Annotated in this window: 18 protein-coding genes; 2 read left to right on the top strand and 16 right to left on the bottom strand. The window is 37.8% G+C overall.

The features are described 5' to 3' along the window. The first annotated feature begins 29 nt into the window (after nt 1–29). Nucleotides 30–1,685 (top strand): LVIVD repeat-containing protein, encoded by a 1,656-nt coding sequence (locus tag G530_RS0102475; protein WP_026933021.1) that lies wholly within the window; start codon nt 30–32, stop codon nt 1,683–1,685. A gap of 75 nt (nt 1,686–1,760) precedes the next feature. Here G530_RS0102475 and G530_RS0102470 read toward each other — a convergent pair whose 3' ends face one another. The 5 genes from G530_RS0102470 to G530_RS0102450 form a co-directional block, all read right to left on the bottom strand. After that, a complete protein-coding gene (locus G530_RS0102470) occupies nt 1,761–2,156 on the bottom strand; it encodes a phenylalanyl-tRNA synthetase subunit alpha (RefSeq protein ID WP_026933020.1) in 396 nt (131 codons plus the stop codon). After that, nucleotides 2,153–2,329 carry a hypothetical protein gene (locus G530_RS17730; RefSeq protein ID WP_205619186.1) on the bottom strand — a complete coding sequence of 59 codons (177 nt, stop codon included), beginning with the start codon at nt 2,327–2,329 and terminating at the stop codon, nt 2,153–2,155. The genes G530_RS0102470 and G530_RS17730 overlap by 4 nt, the downstream gene beginning before the upstream one ends. Continuing rightward, on the bottom strand, nt 2,329–3,348 hold the full coding sequence (gene pheS, locus G530_RS0102460) for a phenylalanine--tRNA ligase subunit alpha (RefSeq protein ID WP_026933019.1): 1,020 nt from the start codon (nt 3,346–3,348) through the stop codon (nt 2,329–2,331). The genes G530_RS17730 and pheS overlap by 1 nt, the downstream gene beginning before the upstream one ends. A 79-nt stretch (nt 3,349–3,427) precedes the next feature. Next, nucleotides 3,428–4,120, bottom strand: coding sequence for a membrane protein (locus G530_RS0102455; RefSeq protein ID WP_026933018.1), 693 nt, complete (start codon nt 4,118–4,120; stop codon nt 3,428–3,430). After that, on the bottom strand, nt 4,121–4,477 hold the full coding sequence (locus tag G530_RS0102450; RefSeq protein ID WP_026933017.1) for a hypothetical protein: 357 nt from the start codon (nt 4,475–4,477) through the stop codon (nt 4,121–4,123). A gap of 45 nt (nt 4,478–4,522) precedes the next feature. Here G530_RS0102450 and G530_RS0102445 point away from each other — a divergent pair, with 45 nt between their 5' ends. Continuing rightward, a complete protein-coding gene (locus G530_RS0102445; protein ID WP_026933016.1) occupies nt 4,523–5,059 on the top strand; it encodes a CvpA family protein in 537 nt (178 codons plus the stop codon). Between the two features lie 71 nt (nt 5,060–5,130). On the opposite strand, the gene G530_RS0102440 is transcribed toward G530_RS0102445, so the two are convergent. The 11 genes from G530_RS0102440 to G530_RS0102390 form a co-directional block, all read right to left on the bottom strand. Continuing rightward, on the bottom strand, nt 5,131–5,754 hold the full coding sequence (locus G530_RS0102440) for a carbonic anhydrase family protein (protein ID WP_026933015.1): 624 nt from the start codon (nt 5,752–5,754) through the stop codon (nt 5,131–5,133). A gap of 40 nt (nt 5,755–5,794) precedes the next feature. Continuing rightward, nucleotides 5,795–7,372 carry a SulP family inorganic anion transporter gene (locus tag G530_RS0102435; protein ID WP_026933014.1) on the bottom strand — a complete coding sequence of 526 codons (1,578 nt, stop codon included), beginning with the start codon at nt 7,370–7,372 and terminating at the stop codon, nt 5,795–5,797. A gap of 134 nt (nt 7,373–7,506) precedes the next feature. Next, nucleotides 7,507–7,797 carry a hypothetical protein gene (locus tag G530_RS16465; RefSeq protein ID WP_089661825.1) on the bottom strand — a complete coding sequence of 97 codons (291 nt, stop codon included), beginning with the start codon at nt 7,795–7,797 and terminating at the stop codon, nt 7,507–7,509. A gap of 77 nt (nt 7,798–7,874) precedes the next feature. After that, complete coding sequence (locus G530_RS0102425) at nt 7,875–8,624, bottom strand: tetratricopeptide repeat protein (protein ID WP_026933013.1); 750 nt, start codon at nt 8,622–8,624, stop codon at nt 7,875–7,877. 2 nt (nt 8,625–8,626) lie between these two features. Continuing rightward, on the bottom strand, nt 8,627–10,384 hold the full coding sequence (locus G530_RS0102420; protein WP_026933012.1) for a BatD family protein: 1,758 nt from the start codon (nt 10,382–10,384) through the stop codon (nt 8,627–8,629). A 49-nt stretch (nt 10,385–10,433) separates the two neighbouring features. Next, nucleotides 10,434–11,333 carry a tetratricopeptide repeat protein gene (locus G530_RS0102415; RefSeq protein WP_051199656.1) on the bottom strand — a complete coding sequence of 300 codons (900 nt, stop codon included), beginning with the start codon at nt 11,331–11,333 and terminating at the stop codon, nt 10,434–10,436. Continuing rightward, nucleotides 11,293–12,357, bottom strand: a complete 1,065-nt coding sequence (locus tag G530_RS0102410) for a vWA domain-containing protein (protein ID WP_026933010.1) — start codon at nt 12,355–12,357, stop codon at nt 11,293–11,295. Before G530_RS0102410 ends, G530_RS0102415 begins: the two co-directional genes overlap by 41 nt. Before the next feature lies 1 nt (nt 12,358). Continuing rightward, nucleotides 12,359–13,366, bottom strand: a complete 1,008-nt coding sequence (locus tag G530_RS0102405; protein ID WP_026933009.1) for a vWA domain-containing protein — start codon at nt 13,364–13,366, stop codon at nt 12,359–12,361. Continuing rightward, entirely contained in the window at nt 13,366–15,012 is a 1,647-nt protein-coding gene (locus G530_RS0102400; protein WP_026933008.1) for a hypothetical protein, read from the bottom strand. Before G530_RS0102400 ends, G530_RS0102405 begins: the two co-directional genes overlap by 1 nt. Nucleotides 15,013–15,019: 7 nt before the next feature. After that, on the bottom strand, nt 15,020–15,886 hold the full coding sequence (locus tag G530_RS0102395; RefSeq protein WP_026933007.1) for a DUF58 domain-containing protein: 867 nt from the start codon (nt 15,884–15,886) through the stop codon (nt 15,020–15,022). A gap of 71 nt (nt 15,887–15,957) precedes the next feature. After that, nucleotides 15,958–16,962, bottom strand: a complete 1,005-nt coding sequence (locus tag G530_RS0102390) for an AAA family ATPase (RefSeq protein ID WP_026933006.1) — start codon at nt 16,960–16,962, stop codon at nt 15,958–15,960. Nucleotides 16,963–17,097: the final 135 nt, after the last annotated feature.

Here is a 17,097-nt window from a genome sequence, read left to right as displayed (position 1 = left end):
CTGCCCAAATACCTAAACTATTTATAGTTATGAACAAAAAATTACTTGGAATAAGCCTTATTTCGGCTTTATTCTTTATTTCGTGTCAAAAGGACAATGAAACTTCATCCAAAAATCCCGAACAACAATCTCATTTTATTGTTTCTAACGATGCCTCTGAATTAAAAGGAGCGATCAGCTTTAAAGAAACCGGGGTTATCGGTATTGCTCGAATAAACACTACCAGAAACTCTGAGTCGGAATGGATATTCGGTATAGAACAGATAGCCTCCCTGGAATCTCCAATATTAAATGGGGAGGCACTACGCGCTACGCACGTAGACGTTAAAGGTAATTATGCTTACGTTTCTTATAATAAAGAAGGATCTAATTACCTTGGTGCTATTGATATTGTAGATGTTAGCGATAAGTATAATCCGGTTCTGGTTAGCAGAATGAAATCTGACATTGCCGATATCAATTCCCTATATATAGACAATAACGACAACATAATTTTTACCGGAGCCTCTATAAACGGTGAAGGGCCAAACCACACCTTATTAGGATATGTATCAACCCAAAACGGAAATTTTTCTTCAGATTTCAACCTTGACTACGGACTTGCCGGTCACACTGGAGTTCATGTACTGGATTTTGAAGGAAGAACAATTTTAATCAGCGGGAATTCAGGAATAGTAGGAAGTTTTACTCTTCCCGGTACCAATTCCGTTTTTGATCCCCAAGCTGAAATTAATCTTGGCGATCTTAGATCTGCTGCCTGTAACAATGATAAACTCGCCGTATTAAGCGGAGAAGAAGGCCTGTTGGATTTCAGTTTGAATAACGAGTTCATTGAAAACAACTCTATTGAGACTTCAGCTCTTACCCCGGAATCTAAAAGAACTATAGCATGGTATGGAAAAAACATATTAGTGTCTGAAGGGACAGATGGAGCTGGAATTTACAATTTCGAATCCAGCACTAAAGCTATGAGCTTACCATTAAGAGTGCATCCCGATGCTTCCAGCGTTAGTGCTGAAAACAAAGTGACTAACGCAGTTTCTACTGATGGTAACTTTATTTACATGGCCAATGGAGGTGCAGGACTGGATATTCTTAAACTTAATAATGAGCTTGTTCCAGTAGCCGAAGGGATCGCTGAAATTGACGGAAGTGCAAACTTTGTCCAGGCAAAAGGAGAATATATCTACTTAGCTTCAGGTTCAGGGTTGAAGATCCTGAAAATTATAGCTCCTGAAACAGACATTGAAACTGGAGATTTCCTTCCATGTTCAGAATTTGATCGTTATACAGGTGATAAAAACCTCAACATTTCTTCCAACTCTGAAGCTTCATATTCTGGAGTTATGAACCTGAAACATCTAAATGTGAACGGGACACTGAACTTTTGTGGGGATATGTTAATTGAAAAAAGTGCAAATTTAAGCAGTGCCTCTACCCTGAATATGTTGGGTTCATTTAAACTCGGAAACGCAAAGTCTTCAGAAAATCTCGTTATAAATTCCAATAGCCGCCTTAAAATTGAGGGTCTGATAGAAATACATGGGGATCTTAATATTGCTAGTGACGGTGTACTTGAGTTTGTTGGAGAAAACTCGAAGATTTACGTATCTGGTAGAGTAAAAATAAATAGTGGAGGAAAAGTGATTGGCGATTTTGAAGATTTAAATAATAAATTCGATTAGTTTACGAATAAATCAACTTGAATTTAAAAAGCCTCTGAAATTTCCAGAGGCTTTCTTAATTCTATAGAATGATTCCTATATCGCTAAAATTCCTTTTTCAGGAATGATTGGAATTTCAGTACCTAAGGTTTCATTTATAGTATAGGGTTTAAAAAGAAAAGTCTTTTCCATCATTTTATTATTGGCAAAGTAAGTCACTTTAAACTCATTATTCAGCTTCAATACATCATCCTGCAGATATTCAATCTTAGCGAAATTCTTGGATGGAAGTACCTCAATCTTATGTCTCATCAACGAGGTTTCCTTCTTCTTATCAAAGCCTTTAGAAACGATTAAAACCATATCAATTTCCTCTTCAGAATCATTGATTAGGTAAACATTCCACTCCATTGCCTGAAATTCTTCATTCAGGACTTTCACTGCAGCTACATGCACATCCTTAACCTCCGGTATTTCAATATCTTTTTTCAAAATGTATCTTTAGCTTTCTTTTTGATCTTTAGCCAGAGCAGCCACAAAAGTATCACAGCCACCGCTAATAAAATAAGGCCTAAGGTGATCTTGATAAGAGCAATTACAAAAGTTACGTAGATTATTATACCTATAATTACTACCGCAAGAATTAAAAGGCCATATTTAGTCATTATAGTGCCGACTTAAATTGCTCAAGGAATCTTATATCGTTCTCATAGAACATACGAATGTCTTCTATTTGATATAACAGCATCGCTATTCTTTCAATTCCCATCCCGAAGGCAAATCCAGAGTATTCCTGAGGATCTATATTGCAATTTCTGAGCACGTTTGGGTCTACCATTCCGCAGCCCATGATCTCAAGCCAACCGGTACCTTTAGTGATCCTGTAGTCTGTTTCAGTTTCAAGACCCCAGTATACATCCACCTCTGCACTAGGTTCGGTAAAAGGGAAATATGAAGGTCTTAATCTAATCTTCGATTTTCCGAATAATTGTTCAGTGAAGTATAAAATCGTTTGTTTCATATCTGCAAACGAAACATCCTTGTCTATATATAAACCTTCAACCTGGTGAAAGATACAGTGTGACCTTGCTGAAATAGCTTCATTCCTGAAAACTCTTCCCGGAGAGATGGTTCTAATTGGTGGTTTATTCTCCTCCATATATCTCACCTGAACAGATGATGTATGAGTTCTCAATAAAATATCTGGATCTGTTTGAATAAAGAATGTATCCTGCATATCCCGGGCCGGGTGATATTCAGGTAAATTAAGCGCCGTAAAGTTATGCCAGTCATCTTCCATCTCAGGACCTTCAGAAACATTGAAACCAATATTTGAAAAGATCTCTGTGATTTGATTTTTTACGATAGAAATTGGATGACGAGAACCTATTTCAACCGGTTCTGCTGGTCTGGAAAGATCACCATACACCCCTTTTTCTTCCTGACTATTCTCCAACTCCTCTTTTAAAGCATTCACTTTATCCTGAGCAGCGTTTTTAAATTCGTTAATAGCCTGGCCGAACTCTTTCTTTTCTTCATTTGGCACATTTCTGAACTCGGTAAAAAACTCATTCAGAATACCTTTTTTTCCAAGATATTTAATTCGGAAAGCTTCGATTTCGTCCTTTGTCTTGGCATTAAAGCTTTCGACATCAGCGATATGTCCTTTTATTTTATCGATCATAGGTGATTTCGTTTCGGAAGCGCAAATTTAATAAAATTTAAACCTAAACACCTCCTTTTAGGGGCTTATTAAGATTTACCTATTTCTTCTGAAAAGCCGGTACGGGTAATTTATCCTTATAGATATATTTTATCAGGAAAAACACAGATAATGCGCCAAATACATGCCATAGCCAATGGGTTCCCATAGGTATAATATAGATAAACCTATCCAGAACCCGGAAACTAATTGCAAATCCAAAGCTAAGAAACGCCAGAAGTATATACCCCCAATTATGAAGTTTCGTGGTGTAGAAATAAGTGATGATAGGTAGCAATAATCCGGCTGCCGTGGCAATATAGCCAATAGAAGTCTGGCTTGCCTCAGGCCAGGGAATAAGGCGTATTCCGAAAACTAAAAACAGAATGATAAGGATCAAAATAAAGCGTTTCCTTCGGTTCATTTTCAGCTTTATAGTATAGTACACAGAAACTGCTAAACATAAGATCACAATAGGTAACCAGTCCATATACATCCAAATATCATGGCTACGAGTAGCATGATATACAGTACCACCTATAAATCCCATAAAAAGTACAGGCAGACTCCAGGCTAAAAACCTATGATTTTTATAATCCTTATATACCTTCAAGGAAAAGTATATAATGATCAATAAAAACAGGATATTACTATACGTGTTATACGGCTCCACAGGTAATCTACCGGATAAAGTCTCCTGGTAAACAGGACCGCTATCCCGAGGAAATGAAAGTATAACAGGCCACAAATTCATTTAAGAAATATATTCCTTTTCCATAAAATATTGCACTATTGCCTCTTTCATTAACACAGATTGTTCACCGGCTTTAAGTGTAGGCAATTGCTCCTTCACTTTGAAGTGCGGCCAGCCATCTTCATCAAAAAAATCGAATTCATAATAGCCATAAGGCTCCAGCAAAGTACAAATTGCAATATGCATCAAATCCAGTTTATGATCCTTCTTATATCGTCGATGGGGTTGTCCCAATTCCTGAACTCCAATCAGGTAAATTATAGCATCCAGCTCCAGGATATCACCATCTGCAAATTGATCAGAAAGTTTCTTCTGAATTCTATCCCATCTATCTTTTAATTGTTCATCTCTTGCCATGTCACAAAGATACCATCTAGATTTAATAATTATTATATTTGATTTATGAATACTGTGGATATTATTTTAAGTCTCGTTCTTCTATATGGTTTGGTTCGCGGCTTTTTTAGAGGTTTGCTAGCAGAAGTCGCCTCCCTAATTGGGATCATTGCCGGAATTTATGGAGCAATACACCTCTCACATTTCCTGGGAGATTTTCTTTCAACCCAGTTAGAATGGAGAACTCAATACATTAATCTAATAAGCTTTGCCATCACTTTTGTGATCATCGTAGTTTTGGTTTCATTAGCAGGTAAAATTCTAACGAAAGTTGCCGCCTTTGCAGCTTTGGGTATTGTAAATAAATTACTGGGTGGAGTATTCGGGCTAATTAAATCTGCTTTTGTAGCAAGTGTGATCATTATGTTCTTTAAAGCTACAAACGAACATATCGAGATAGTAGAAGACCAGAGCCTCGAAGAATCTATTTTATATGATCCTGTAGAAAGTATTGCTCCAATACTTCTTCCTTCCATCATAAAACAGGTTAAAGAAAGAGACCTTTTAAATAGTAATGACGAAGAGCAAGTCTCTTTAATATAAAAGGTCCGGAACATTATATGCTCCAGACCTTAAATCTCTTTTTCATAGCCTATTCCGGCTCATTTAATGAATTACAGTAGAGTAACCTTCCCGGTAGAGATAGAATAAACTCCTCCCACGATCTTAATTTCTCCATTTTCTTCCATTTCCTTAAGAATAGGACTCTTTTCCCTGATCCTGTTCATGGTAAGCTTTACGTTGTTCTCTACAACTCCAGCAACGAAAGCATCATTTTTTGAATTTCTGTCTCCTTCGGTTTCAGTAGCTTTTACGGCTGGTTTGATATTGCTTAAAAGGTGAGTGATATTACCCAACTCCACATCATCACAGGCTGCTTTAACTGCTCCACAAGCCTCGTGACCTAACACAAGCACAAGTTTGCTTCCAGCAACTTTACAGGAATATTCCATACTTCCAAGAATATCGGTATTCTCAAAATTACCAGCTACTCTGGCTGTAAAAATATCCCCCACTCCCTGATCAAAAATTGTTTCTACAGGAACACGAGAATCTATACATCCAAGAACTACGGCTTGTGGCCATTGCCCTCCGCTTGTCTTGTCAATTTGAGCTGCATAATCCCTTTCATGCATTTTATTTTCAGTAAATCTCTTATTTCCATCCATCAGGTCGTTAAGAACTGCATCTGGAGATAGTTGAGTTTGTTTGTTTTTATCTATAATTTCGGTTATCATAATTTTATTTTTTAATTAATAAATTCTGCTAAAGCTAAAATTAAGCTGGTTTTTTCTCTAATTCAAAAAATTGCTGGTAACTGTCTGGATTCTTAATTGTTCCTCTTTCAGAAATCACCTCTATATCGATATTCTTCTCTGCGGCTTTTATCTTAAAATCATCCAGAATTTCGATAATATCATTATCCAGGTACCTGCTTTTTCTAACATCCATGATCAAATAAGAATCGCTTTCAAGTTTATTAAGCTCCTTGATAATTGCTCCTTTATTGATAAATGTTACCTCTTCAGCAAGCGTCATTTTTATGGTTTTATTTCCATTATTCTGGTTTTCGATATGAAGGAAGTGTGAATTCTGGTATGACTTGATTAAGATCACTACGATCCCAACACCAAGACCAAGACCAATTCCTATAAGCAAATCACCAAAAACAATACCTACAATGGTAATTATGAATGGTACGAACTGCTTCCATCCCTTGATGTACATTTCTTTGAACAAAGATGGCTTGGCAAGTTTATATCCTACCAAGAATAGGATTGCTGCCAATACAGAAAGCGGAATGTAGTTAAGGATATTTGGAATTATCACCACAGATATTAATAGCAGGAATCCGTGTAGGATCGCAGCCATTTTTGTTTGTCCTCCAGATTGAATATTCGCTGAACTTCTTACGATCACCTGAGTAATTGGTAATCCACCAATTAATCCAGACATCACGTTACCGGTTCCCTGAGCGAATAACTCCCTATTGGTTGGAGTAGTTCTTTTGTGAGGGTCCAGTTTATCTGTTGCCTCAACACAAAGAAGTGTTTCTAAACTGGCTACCAGGGCAATTGTAAAACCTGTGATCCAGATTTGTAAGGTACCTATCATTTCAAAAGATGGAACCGTAAACTGACCAATAAACGAATCGAAACTATCTGGTACCGGAACATTTACCAGGTGATTCTGAGATATTGCCAGGGTTTCTGAATCCCTTGTTACCAGGTAATAAATAATACCTGCTGCAACAGCTACTAGCGGCCCCTGAACTAATTTAAAGAATTTACCTTTTTTAGATAAAACAGCCTCCCATAAGATAAGGATGGTCATACCAATAATCGCAATAAGAGTTGCTCCCGGGCTGATGTTATTGAACATATTAAAAATTTCAGAAAAGGTGTTTTCACCATCTACCTGAAAAAATGCCCAATCTCCCTGAGGATCATTACTATATCCAAAAAAGTGCGGAATTTGTTTCAGGATAATGATGATACCAATACCCGTAAGCATTCCTTTAATTACACTATTAGGAAAATAATACCCAATAATTCCGGCTTTTAGAAAGCCAAAACCAATTTGAATAACCCCACCAATAACAACGGCAAGTAACAGGTTTTCATAACCCAGATTAGTAATAGCGGCTAGTACGATAGCAGCTAATCCGGCTGCTGGTCCACTTACCCCTAGACTGGAACCACTAATAGATCCAACTACAATACCACCTATTATACCGGCAATTAAACCCGAAAATAGTGGCGCCCCACTGGCTAAAGCAATTCCAAGACATAATGGAATAGCTACAAAAAATACGACAATACTTGCCGGGAAATCTTTATTAAGTTGTTTGAACATAATACAATACTATTAATACAGGATTCTATATTTTTTTAGAACCTGTTATTAGATTTGAAAAAATAAATGAGTGGTCTATCTGAGATTTACAGATAAACACAGAAGATTAGCGAGTAATCTTAAAAGCGTATTGTTTATGCTTTTTTTGGTGGTGGAGAAGTAACAGACAGGAATACATTATACAGATTCTCTTTATAATAATGTCCGTCTAATTTTCTTAATTGGAGAAAATGGATACTCTCATAATTAGAATCCAATTCTTCAATATTATATTCAAAAGTGATTTGATTCTTTGAAGAACTTTCTTCTTCATTGACACTATAAGCAATAGAAATGTCAACTGTTCTATCTACTAAAGCGATCACACTTGGAGTAAACAGAAAGCTGATAAATACAAAAGAAAGTATATATGCAAAATTCTTCACGGCGGCAAAAATAAGATAAAAGAGGGAAATCTCAATAGACTTATGATACCAAATAGTTAAACTATTATCAAATTTCCTTATAGCTTCTTGATAGCCGAGTTTTTCACCCATCCTTGAGCTCCGTTGGCAAGCTCTATTCTAGCCCATTCCTGGTAGTCCTCTAAAACCTTAGCCTTAGTCCCCTCATGCAGTTCGAAACTTGCATCACCGCGAAGATTTGGTTCATCCCGAACTTCTACCTCCTCACCAAAAATAATAGCGTATTGATTTTCCTGAATATAGGATTGTTGCTGAAAAGCGAAGATTACTGACAGACCACAAAGTAGAACTGCAAGCATTGCGCCTGTAAATAGAACTCTCTTATATAAAGAGGTATAAGTAAAATAATACAAAAGAAACAGAGCCACGAAAAGAATGGAAAAGATGATAGCAATAACAGCCCATGTAGAATAACTATAAGTAGAAATTAGCCCGTTAAACCACTGGTTTATTCCGGTTTGCTCAACTTCCTCTATATCGTCTATCGCCATATTGCGAGCAAATTCTATATTATTTTTTATATCCTCATCTGTTGGAGCCAGCTGTAAAGCCTTTTCATAATAATATATGCTGGGGGCTACATTATTCATTTTATAATGTGCATTCCCCAGATTATAATATAACTCTGCGGAAGTTTCTCCATTATCCAGTATCTCTTCATAGAAATTAACGGCATTCTGATAATCTCCACTCTGATATGCAGAATTCGCCTCCTCAAACAGGTCTTCGTTCTGGGAAAACCCAGCAAAACTAAAGAGTAGAAAACAAAGGTATATCAACTTTCTCATCCTTATAATTGTTTGTCAAGAGTTGAAATTACACTTGCGGCCTTTTCATAATCATGTTGCATGGCATCTGAAGATGCAGGAGTATATCTTGCGAATTCACAGCTTTCCAGCAATGAGATAAAGTCTGAATTGGTTTGGTCGTCCACACCCTTTTCTCTCAGCAAAGCATCAATTCTTTCTTTACTCATTTCACTGGTTTGTATATTGAGCTTTGCCTTTAGATAATTATGCATAGACCGCTCCAGCGATAAATAGAATTCCTTCTGATCTCCAAGATTTCTTTTAGCTTCAGAAAGATATTTTCTGGCCAGTTTATCTGCTTTTCTAATTCTGTTCCCTCTAACATCATTGGCTCTTTGTTCTCTTTTCTTTCCGAATAAGATAAATAATGGAATTGCAGCTAATGGAAGTATAAGGGCTCCCCAAAATGCCGCTGACCCAAGAAAATCGTCCCTATTTAAAGACTTCAGCTTTGTATTTAGTTTGATAAATCTAAACTGCCTACCATCTACTGCCAGGGTTTGTTTATTCACACCAGACATACTTGAAGGTTCATTGCCTGCTAACGGACCGTTATTTACATTAATAAGAATTTCTTCTGAAGTCTGGGTTTTATAAGTTTCGCTTGTGGGATCGAAATACGAAAAAGTTAATGCCGGTATTGGGTATTTACCTTTACGTGTTGGAACTACAGTATAGGTTTGAGTAATACTCCCCTGCATTCCCTGAAGGTTTGTATTTACATTCTCAACTCTTTCTGGATCATACATCTCTAGAGAAGCAGGCGCTGTAAGCTCTGGAAGATCAAATAATTTTAAATTTCCATTTCCACGAACCTCAACTTTAGCCTGTAAACTTTCACCTGCATTCAACTCATTCTTACTGGTAGTTACATTGAAATTGAATTTCCCGACGGCTCCGGTAAAATCGACCGGTTTCCCAGCAGGCAATGGCTTAACATTGACCTTCTTATTATTTGCAGCAACGGTTTTATTAACCGTTTTGTAGATCCTGCTACCAAAGATGTCTCTTCTTTCACTAGGCACATCAACAGCTATAGAAAGCGTTAGCGGCTCTATATTTAATTCTCCAGTCTTCTGCGGATAAAGGATCGTCTTTCTTAGTATGACATAGCGATAAGGCTCCCCATCGTATTCTCCATTCTCCACCCTTAATTGCTGAATATCTATACTCTGGCTCCAGAAATCATTGTATTTAGGACTGTCAAGTTCACGCCAGTTACTTACGCTAACCCGTGGACTCACGTAAAGTTTGTAAACTACGGTTAGTGCTTCATTTAGATAGGGGTTCGCTTTGGAAACCTCTGCTACCAGATGCAAGTTATCTTCCGCGATCATTTCAGAATTATCTCCATCTGTAGGCTTATCTACTGCTGAAGTAATTTCAACTTTTAGGGGAGAAGTTTTATAAGTCTTATCATCAATAATGATCTCTGCCTGACCTATAGTTAGCCTACCAATTTTCTTAGGCTGTAGATAAAAACTATAGGTTTTAGAATATTCCATTTTCCCATTTAGAATACTCGTACTAATCTTTTGATTAGGCCCTCCCACAACGGTAAAACCATCAAATGAAGGTGGATTAAAGTTATCGCCATCTTCATTCATTTCAAAATCTACTCTAAGCCGCTCATTAATTCCCAGCTTTTCTCTGCTAACCTTCGCTTCAAACCTCACCTGGGCCTGAATGATGCCGGTAGCACACAATAAAAAACTTAAAATTAAATACTTCAATTTCATCCTTTTCTCACTATAAGCACAATTCTTTGTCTAATTTTCATCAAAAATGTTACCAATCTTTGTCAGATTTCACTTTGACACCTTTCGCTTTTTCAGCATTTATTTTATCCTGAACTTTCTTTTCTTCATTATTCATTGCCTCTAGCAAACTCTGTATCTGTTGTGGTGATAATTGTCCCTGTGTAGGCCTTTGTTGCTGTTGCTTTTCCTTATCACCTTCCTTCGGGTCTTTCTTCTGCTCGTCTCCCTTGTCCTTCTGCTTATCCTCGTTCTGGTCTCCCTCCTGCTTATCTTTCTCGTTCTCTCCTTCGTCTTGAGGTTTTTGATCTTCCTTCTCATCCTCCCCACCTTCACCATCCTGGTTCTGGTCTTTATTCTCCTTATCCTGATTCTCGTCTTTGTTATCCTCGTCCTGTTTGTTCTGATCTTTATTCCCGTCCTGGTTTTGCTGCTCTTTTTCAAGCATTTTCTTCGCTAACGCAAGATTATACCTGGTTTCTTCATCTGTTGGATCATTACGTAATGCATTCTTGAATGCATCTACAGCGCCCTGATAATTCTTCTTTTGCATATTCGCATTCCCCAGGTTATGATAAATACGATGTTTTTCCTCTTTTGTTACAGCAATTTCTAATGCTGCTTTAAGCCTTTCTTCCGCATTCAGGGTTTTCTCCTTCGTATAATACAGGTTTCCCATATTATATTTCGCGGTAGTATTTGAGGGATCTTTTGCAATGGCCTTACGGTAAGAAGCTTCTGCGCTGACAAAATCATTTTCAGATAAAGATTCCTGTGCCTCAGCGATATACTTATTAGATTCCCTGGTGAGCTTTTCAGGTTTTTCCTGGGCATTGATTCCTAGCACGCTAAAAAGTGCAAGTATGCCAAGTGTAATTAAATTATAATTTTTATTCTGATCCATCTTTTCCTTCTTTCTTCTTACGTTCATTGAAAAGGTTCAGTTTGCGTATCCATGCAGTGCTTCGCTCAAGTACAAAGATATCAAGAAATAATAGTGCCAAAGCTATACCCAGAAATAACTGAAAATGAGATTTAAAGTCGGCAAACTGTTTTGCCTCAAATTCGGTCTTTTCGATATTCTGTAATTCTTCGGTCACACGATCTGTAACATTGCTGGTCACATTTCCTTCTATATAGCTGCCTTCGGCTGAATTTGCGATAGCCTTCAGGGTTTCAGGATTTAACTTTGTAATGACCGTTTCTCCCTGATTATCCTTTTTATAATTCTGAACTACTCCATTTCTTTTAATTGGGATAGGCCCACCTTTTTCGGTCCCAACTCCTATAGTATAAATGCGAATTCCCTGTTCTGAAGCCTGCTCAGTAATTTCTTCGACATTCCCTTCATGATCTTCCCCGTCACTAATGATAAAAAGCACCCTATTGGTCTGTTGCTCATCATCGTAATAGGTGGTAGCAAGCTCGATAGCGTCACTAATTGCTGTACCCTGAGAGGAGATCATATCTGTATTTAAGGCCTGAAGGAACATTTTTGCCGCAGAATAATCTGTAGTTATGGGTAACTGAGGATAGGCTCCACCTGCATAAGCTATAAGCCCTACGCGATCGCTTCCCAGATTGTTCAGGATCTGGCTAACGAGTTGCTTGGACTTTTCAATCCTGCTTGGAGCAATATCTTCGGCATCCATACTTTTAGATACATCTATAGCAAAAACGATATCTACACCTTCTCTTTTAACCGTCTTAAGCTTTGTACCCATTTTAGGGTTTACCAGGGCTACCACTAAACTTGCCAGGGCAAGAAGAAAAATCACCAGTTTTATTACTGGTTTAGAGCGCGAGCGATTAGGTGCCAGATGTGATAAAAGTGAATTACTGGCGAATTTTTTTCTAGTTCTATTCTGCCAGAAAATAAATATCAGGAACATCAGGATGATCACCGGGATCACCAGCAATAACCAAAACCATATTTCTTCCTCGAATACGAACATCTTATATAAAACTTCTAAATACTGTGAGTCTCAGTAATATTTCAAATAGTAAAAGTCCGGCGGCTAATAGCACCAATGGCCTGAACTTTTCATCATAATTATAATAGCGGAACTCTTCTATTTCTGTTTTCTCCAAAGAATCTATCTCCTCATAGATCTCTTCCAGCTTCTCATTATCTGTAGCCCGGAAGTATTTACCATCAGTTGAAGCAGCAATATCTTTCAACAGATCTTCATCGATATCTACCTGCACCCTTCCGAATATAATCCTACCGGTTCTTTGATCAACGCTTACTGGAGAAAGAGCCATTCCATTGCTTCCCACCCCGATGGTATAAACCTTGATCCCGAATTCAACAGCAAGTTCACTTGCGGTTTTAGGGTCTATAAATCCGGAATTATTTACTCCATCAGTAAGTAAAATGATCACCTTACTTTCTGCTTTGCTGTCTTTAAGCCTATTAACAGCCGTAGCCAGACCAGAACCTATAGCGGTTCCGTTTTCTAATACATCATTATACTCAATATCTTCCAGTGCCTTTAAAACGATCGCCTTATCACTGGTAATTGGAGTTTTTGTAAAGCTTTCTCCGGCATAAGCGACAAGTCCTATTCTATCTCCAGGCCTATCTTTCACGAATTCTTCAGCTACAGATTTCAAGGCATCCAGTCTATTTGGTTGCAGATCTCTCGCAAGCATACTTGCTGAAACATCTATGGCCATCACTATATCTATCCCCTGTGAACTACTGGTTTCAGTAGAAATATCAACTGTACGAGGTCTAGCCATCGCAACAATAATAAAGGATAGTGCTAAAAGACGTAGGAGAAAAAGGACAGGTCTTAGTTTTGGCAAAAATCCAGATTTCACTTTAAAGCCCCTGGTGGTAGATATTTTTAATTCTGCAGTTTGCTTATTCCTCTTCCAGAAATACCAGGCTATTGCCAGCGGAAGCAATAAGAATAACCAGAAAAATTCCGGGTTCTCAAATGTGAAATTTGCAAACATTATTCGTTCAGATTATTTATTTCTACCGAGTTAATTATACGCTGAGTGATCTCTTTAGCATACTGATCATTTTCGTTATAAATAACCATTATTTGCTCAAAACCGCCCTTTTCAGCAAAATTCAGGATCTCATATTCGTTAGGAATAGACTCACCAGTAACTGGGTTTTCTGCTTCTAAAGTTCCAAATATCTTAGTTCCTTCAGTTCCGTTAACCGTAGTGAAATCTTCCTGTTTCATGATAATATTTCGAGCTCCCTGAGCTTCTAGATTCGTGTAAATACCATCAATAGCCTTTTGCGCATCGAACTTTACTTCTCCCTGGAATTTGATCGTACTAAGTGTAACGTAGAAATTACTTAGCAGACTTCCATACATAAAAGTTTCGGAGCCCACCATCATTTGTTCTACATCCTGAGGCATTTCTATCTCTCCGCGTACAAGTACTTCAGGCGTTGTGACCGCTACCGAAGGATTTCCATATTCACTACTTATCCATTCACCTTCCAACAATTCTTTGGTAGGGTGGCCTAAATAAGTATCTACAACATAGGTATATCCTTTTGTAGCGATCAATGCAGTTACTCCCATGATAATTATAAGCACTCCCGCTGCGATACCAATAATAATACGGCGTTTCTTTCTTTTCCTGGCCTGCTCCTGGCGAAAAGCTTCATCCTGAAGCAACTCTTCTTCGGTAGGCTCAGGAACAGAAGCTCTTAGATCATCAATAATATGCTGAGTTTTTGAGCGGTCTTCTTTGGCTGTTATCACATCTGGTTTAGACCTCGCAAACTTAGCCAAATCAGCACGCTTAAGAATCTTTTCAAAATCCCTGATCGTCTCATTAGTTAGATTTAATTTGCCCTGACTCTTTTGTTCCTCCAGGTATAGTATAAGCTCTCCAGTAGTTCTTTCCAGTCCGTGATCATAGATCTTACGATCAAGATATTTACGTACCGCAAAACTTAACTGAGAATAATATTCCTTGATCTCTCTTTTTTCAAGGTAATGTGCGTTATCCAGTTTTTGAAGTTCAGCCATTGCCTCTTCATAGGGAGGCAATTCAAATTCTTCAGCATCTTTCTTTTTCTTCCTTATAATTAAAAAAGCTACCAGGCCAGCAATTAATAATATGCCTATCAACCACCACAACCATTCTGGAATACTAAATCCAGGCGGTACTTCTACCGAAGGTTTTATAGGGTAAAGTTTTTGTTTGGTGGTATCTACCACCACATCATTCACCTCTACAGGTATTGAATCTGTGTAGAAAGAACTGCTTTCAATAAGAACCTCCTGGCGGGGAATTACATATTTCCCGGAATCGAACTGCGTAAGGAAATATTCTTTAAGTAATTTATAATTACCCTTTTCTCTAAGGGTGTCTACCTCCAAAGATTCCACTATTTCCAGTGGAGAAAATGTATTTCCCTCTGGAAAGACAACCAGATCTTCGGGATTGGACTGTACCTCTATTTGATATTTTATCTGCTCCCCGATTTTTATGGTCGTAGAATCAATTCTGGCCGAAACTTGTTGAGCCGAAACGGAGTCTACTAATAGAAATGAGCATATTAAAAACAGAAATCCCAGCCCACCTGAGATATTTAAATTTGAATATGTGTGTTTAATATTTCTGAACATTTTTCTTTTAAGCCCTCCTTTTAAAATAGCCTAATAATTTTTTTACATAGCTTTCATCAGTCCGGTTATTGATGGTTCCAGCTCCACTAATAGAGAAACTTTGATGAAAGTAATTAAGGCGATCCTGGTAATATTTTGAATAAGACCTGCGAACCGCTTTTGATCCTGTATCAACCGTAATATATTCACCGGTTTCTTCATCCTGCATTTGTACTATCCCCAGATTTGGAATAGTCTCTTCCATTTTATCGAAAACCCTGATCCCGGTCAAATCATGCTTCCCCGCAACAATTTTCAGGGTATGTTGATAATCATCTGCCATGAAATCTGAAAGCAAAAAGACGATCGCTTTCTTTTTCATCACATTAGAAAGATATTTCAAGGCTCCAACGATATCTGTCTTTGTACCTTCAGGTTTAAACTCAAGGAGTTCACGGATTATTCGAAGTACATGTGATCTCCCTTTTTTAGGAGGTATGTATAATTCTATGCGATCTGTAAATAACATCAGACCTATCTTATCATTATTCTTTGTAGCTGAAAATGCCAGGGTGGCGGCGATCTCTGTAATGACCTCTTTCTTAAACTGTTCCTGGGTACCAAACATTTCAGAGCCAGAAACATCTACCATCAACATCATGGTTAATTCCCGTTCCTCCTCAAAAACCTTAACAAAGGGTTCGTTGTATCGCGCGGTTACATTCCAGTCTATACTTCGTACATCATCCCCGAATTGATACTGCCTCACTTCACTAAAGGTCATCCCTCGACCTTTAAAAGTAGAATGATATTCACCCCCAAAGACATGATCGCTCAGTCTGCGGGTCTTAATTTCAATCTTTCTAACTTTTTTAAGAAGTTCCTTTGTATCCATTTCTTTCAATAAACAATTTTCGATAACCAATTAGATAATGGCAGGTCGATTTAGTTGATAATTGTGAATTGCTATGGTACTTCTATTTCGTTAACGATCTTATTAATAAGATCTTCTGAAGTTATATTTTCAGCTTCGGCTTCATAAGTAATACCTATTCTATGACGAAGTACATCATGTACAACTGCACGAACATCTTCTGGCACCACGTAACCTCTTCGCTTAATAAATGCGTAACATTTTGAAGCGATAGCCAGGTTTATACTTCCACGAGGGGAAGCTCCAAAACTAATTAATGGTTTAATATCCTCAAGATTATATTTTTCTGGCGTACGGGTAGCAAATACGATATCCAGTATATATTTCTCGATCTTCTCGTCCATATATACATCCCTTACCGCACTTTGAGCTCTAAGAATCTGCTCAATGTCTACAACCTGATTTACCTTTTCAAATCCTCCCTTAAGATTAGCTCTGATAATTAGCTGCTCTTCTGCCATTTGAGGATAGTTGATCACCGTTTTAAGCATGAATCTATCCACTTGAGCCTCTGGCAAAGGATATGTTCCTTCCTGCTCTACCGGGTTTTGTGTGGCCATTACCAGGAAAGGTTTATCCAAGATAAAAGTTTCATCACCAATGGTCACCTGCTTTTCCTGCATAGCCTCAAGTAGTGCAGATTGCACTTTAGCCGGAGCACGGTTTATCTCATCTGCAAGTACAAAATTGGCGAAAATAGGTCCCTTTTTGATACTGAAATCATTAACCTTCATATTATAGATCATGGTACCAACAACGTCTGCCGGCAAAAGGTCTGGTGTAAACTGAATTCGGCTAAAACTCCCATGTACTGCCTGGGAAAGTGTATTAATCGCTAATGTTTTTGCCAACCCGGGAACACCTTCAAGCAGAATGTGACCCTGACCCAGCAAACCAATTAGTAAGCGCTCTACCATGTGTTTCTGCCCTACGATCACCTTATTAATTTCCCTGGTGAGCAGGTCTACAAAAGCACTTTCCTTTTCAATTTTCTCGTTAATACTGGCGATATCAACAGATGAATCGTTTTCCATCATGATTTTCAGATTTTGATGTCGTGAATATACGTACTTGTTGTAAGCGTCGCAAATTGAAAATTTATTGGATTTAGAGTCGTTAAAAAAAGGTTAAAAATAAAAGGGCAGCATTTTTGAGTGCTGCCCTTTAAAAGA

This window comes from Christiangramia echinicola DSM 19838, assembly GCF_000423065.1.
Lineage (GTDB): Bacteria > Bacteroidota > Bacteroidia > Flavobacteriales > Flavobacteriaceae > Christiangramia > Christiangramia echinicola.
Note: the sequence above shows the minus strand (reverse complement) of the source record. Positions and strands in the feature narration are given on the sequence as shown.

Excerpts from the sequence above, each read along its gene's own strand:
- G530_RS0102425 (WP_026933013.1), bottom strand. The coding sequence starts at position 8,624 with ATGAGAAAGTTGATATACCTTTGTTTTCTACTCTTTAGTTTTGCTGGG.
- G530_RS0102445 (WP_026933016.1), top strand. The coding sequence starts at position 4,523 with ATGAATACTGTGGATATTATTTTAAGTCTCGTTCTTCTATATGGTTTG.
- pheS (WP_026933019.1), bottom strand. The coding sequence starts at position 3,348 with ATGATCGATAAAATAAAAGGACATATCGCTGATGTCGAAAGCTTTAAT.
- G530_RS0102420 (WP_026933012.1), bottom strand. The coding sequence starts at position 10,384 with ATGAAATTGAAGTATTTAATTTTAAGTTTTTTATTGTGTGCTACCGGC.
- G530_RS0102400 (WP_026933008.1), bottom strand. The coding sequence starts at position 15,012 with ATGTTCAGAAATATTAAACACACATATTCAAATTTAAATATCTCAGGT.
- G530_RS0102450 (WP_026933017.1), bottom strand. The coding sequence starts at position 4,477 with ATGGCAAGAGATGAACAATTAAAAGATAGATGGGATAGAATTCAGAAG.
- G530_RS0102390 (WP_026933006.1), bottom strand. The coding sequence starts at position 16,962 with ATGATGGAAAACGATTCATCTGTTGATATCGCCAGTATTAACGAGAAA.
- G530_RS0102455 (WP_026933018.1), bottom strand. The coding sequence starts at position 4,120 with ATGAATTTGTGGCCTGTTATACTTTCATTTCCTCGGGATAGCGGTCCT.
- G530_RS0102440 (WP_026933015.1), bottom strand. The coding sequence starts at position 5,754 with ATGATAACCGAAATTATAGATAAAAACAAACAAACTCAACTATCTCCA.
- G530_RS0102415 (WP_051199656.1), bottom strand. The coding sequence starts at position 11,333 with ATGAACGTAAGAAGAAAGAAGGAAAAGATGGATCAGAATAAAAATTAT.
- G530_RS0102435 (WP_026933014.1), bottom strand. The coding sequence starts at position 7,372 with ATGTTCAAACAACTTAATAAAGATTTCCCGGCAAGTATTGTCGTATTT.
- G530_RS0102395 (WP_026933007.1), bottom strand. The coding sequence starts at position 15,886 with ATGGATACAAAGGAACTTCTTAAAAAAGTTAGAAAGATTGAAATTAAG.
- G530_RS17730 (WP_205619186.1), bottom strand. The coding sequence starts at position 2,329 with ATGACTAAATATGGCCTTTTAATTCTTGCGGTAGTAATTATAGGTATA.
- G530_RS0102410 (WP_026933010.1), bottom strand. The coding sequence starts at position 12,357 with ATGTTCGTATTCGAGGAAGAAATATGGTTTTGGTTATTGCTGGTGATC.
- G530_RS0102475 (WP_026933021.1), top strand. The coding sequence starts at position 30 with ATGAACAAAAAATTACTTGGAATAAGCCTTATTTCGGCTTTATTCTTT.
- G530_RS0102405 (WP_026933009.1), bottom strand. The coding sequence starts at position 13,366 with ATGTTTGCAAATTTCACATTTGAGAACCCGGAATTTTTCTGGTTATTC.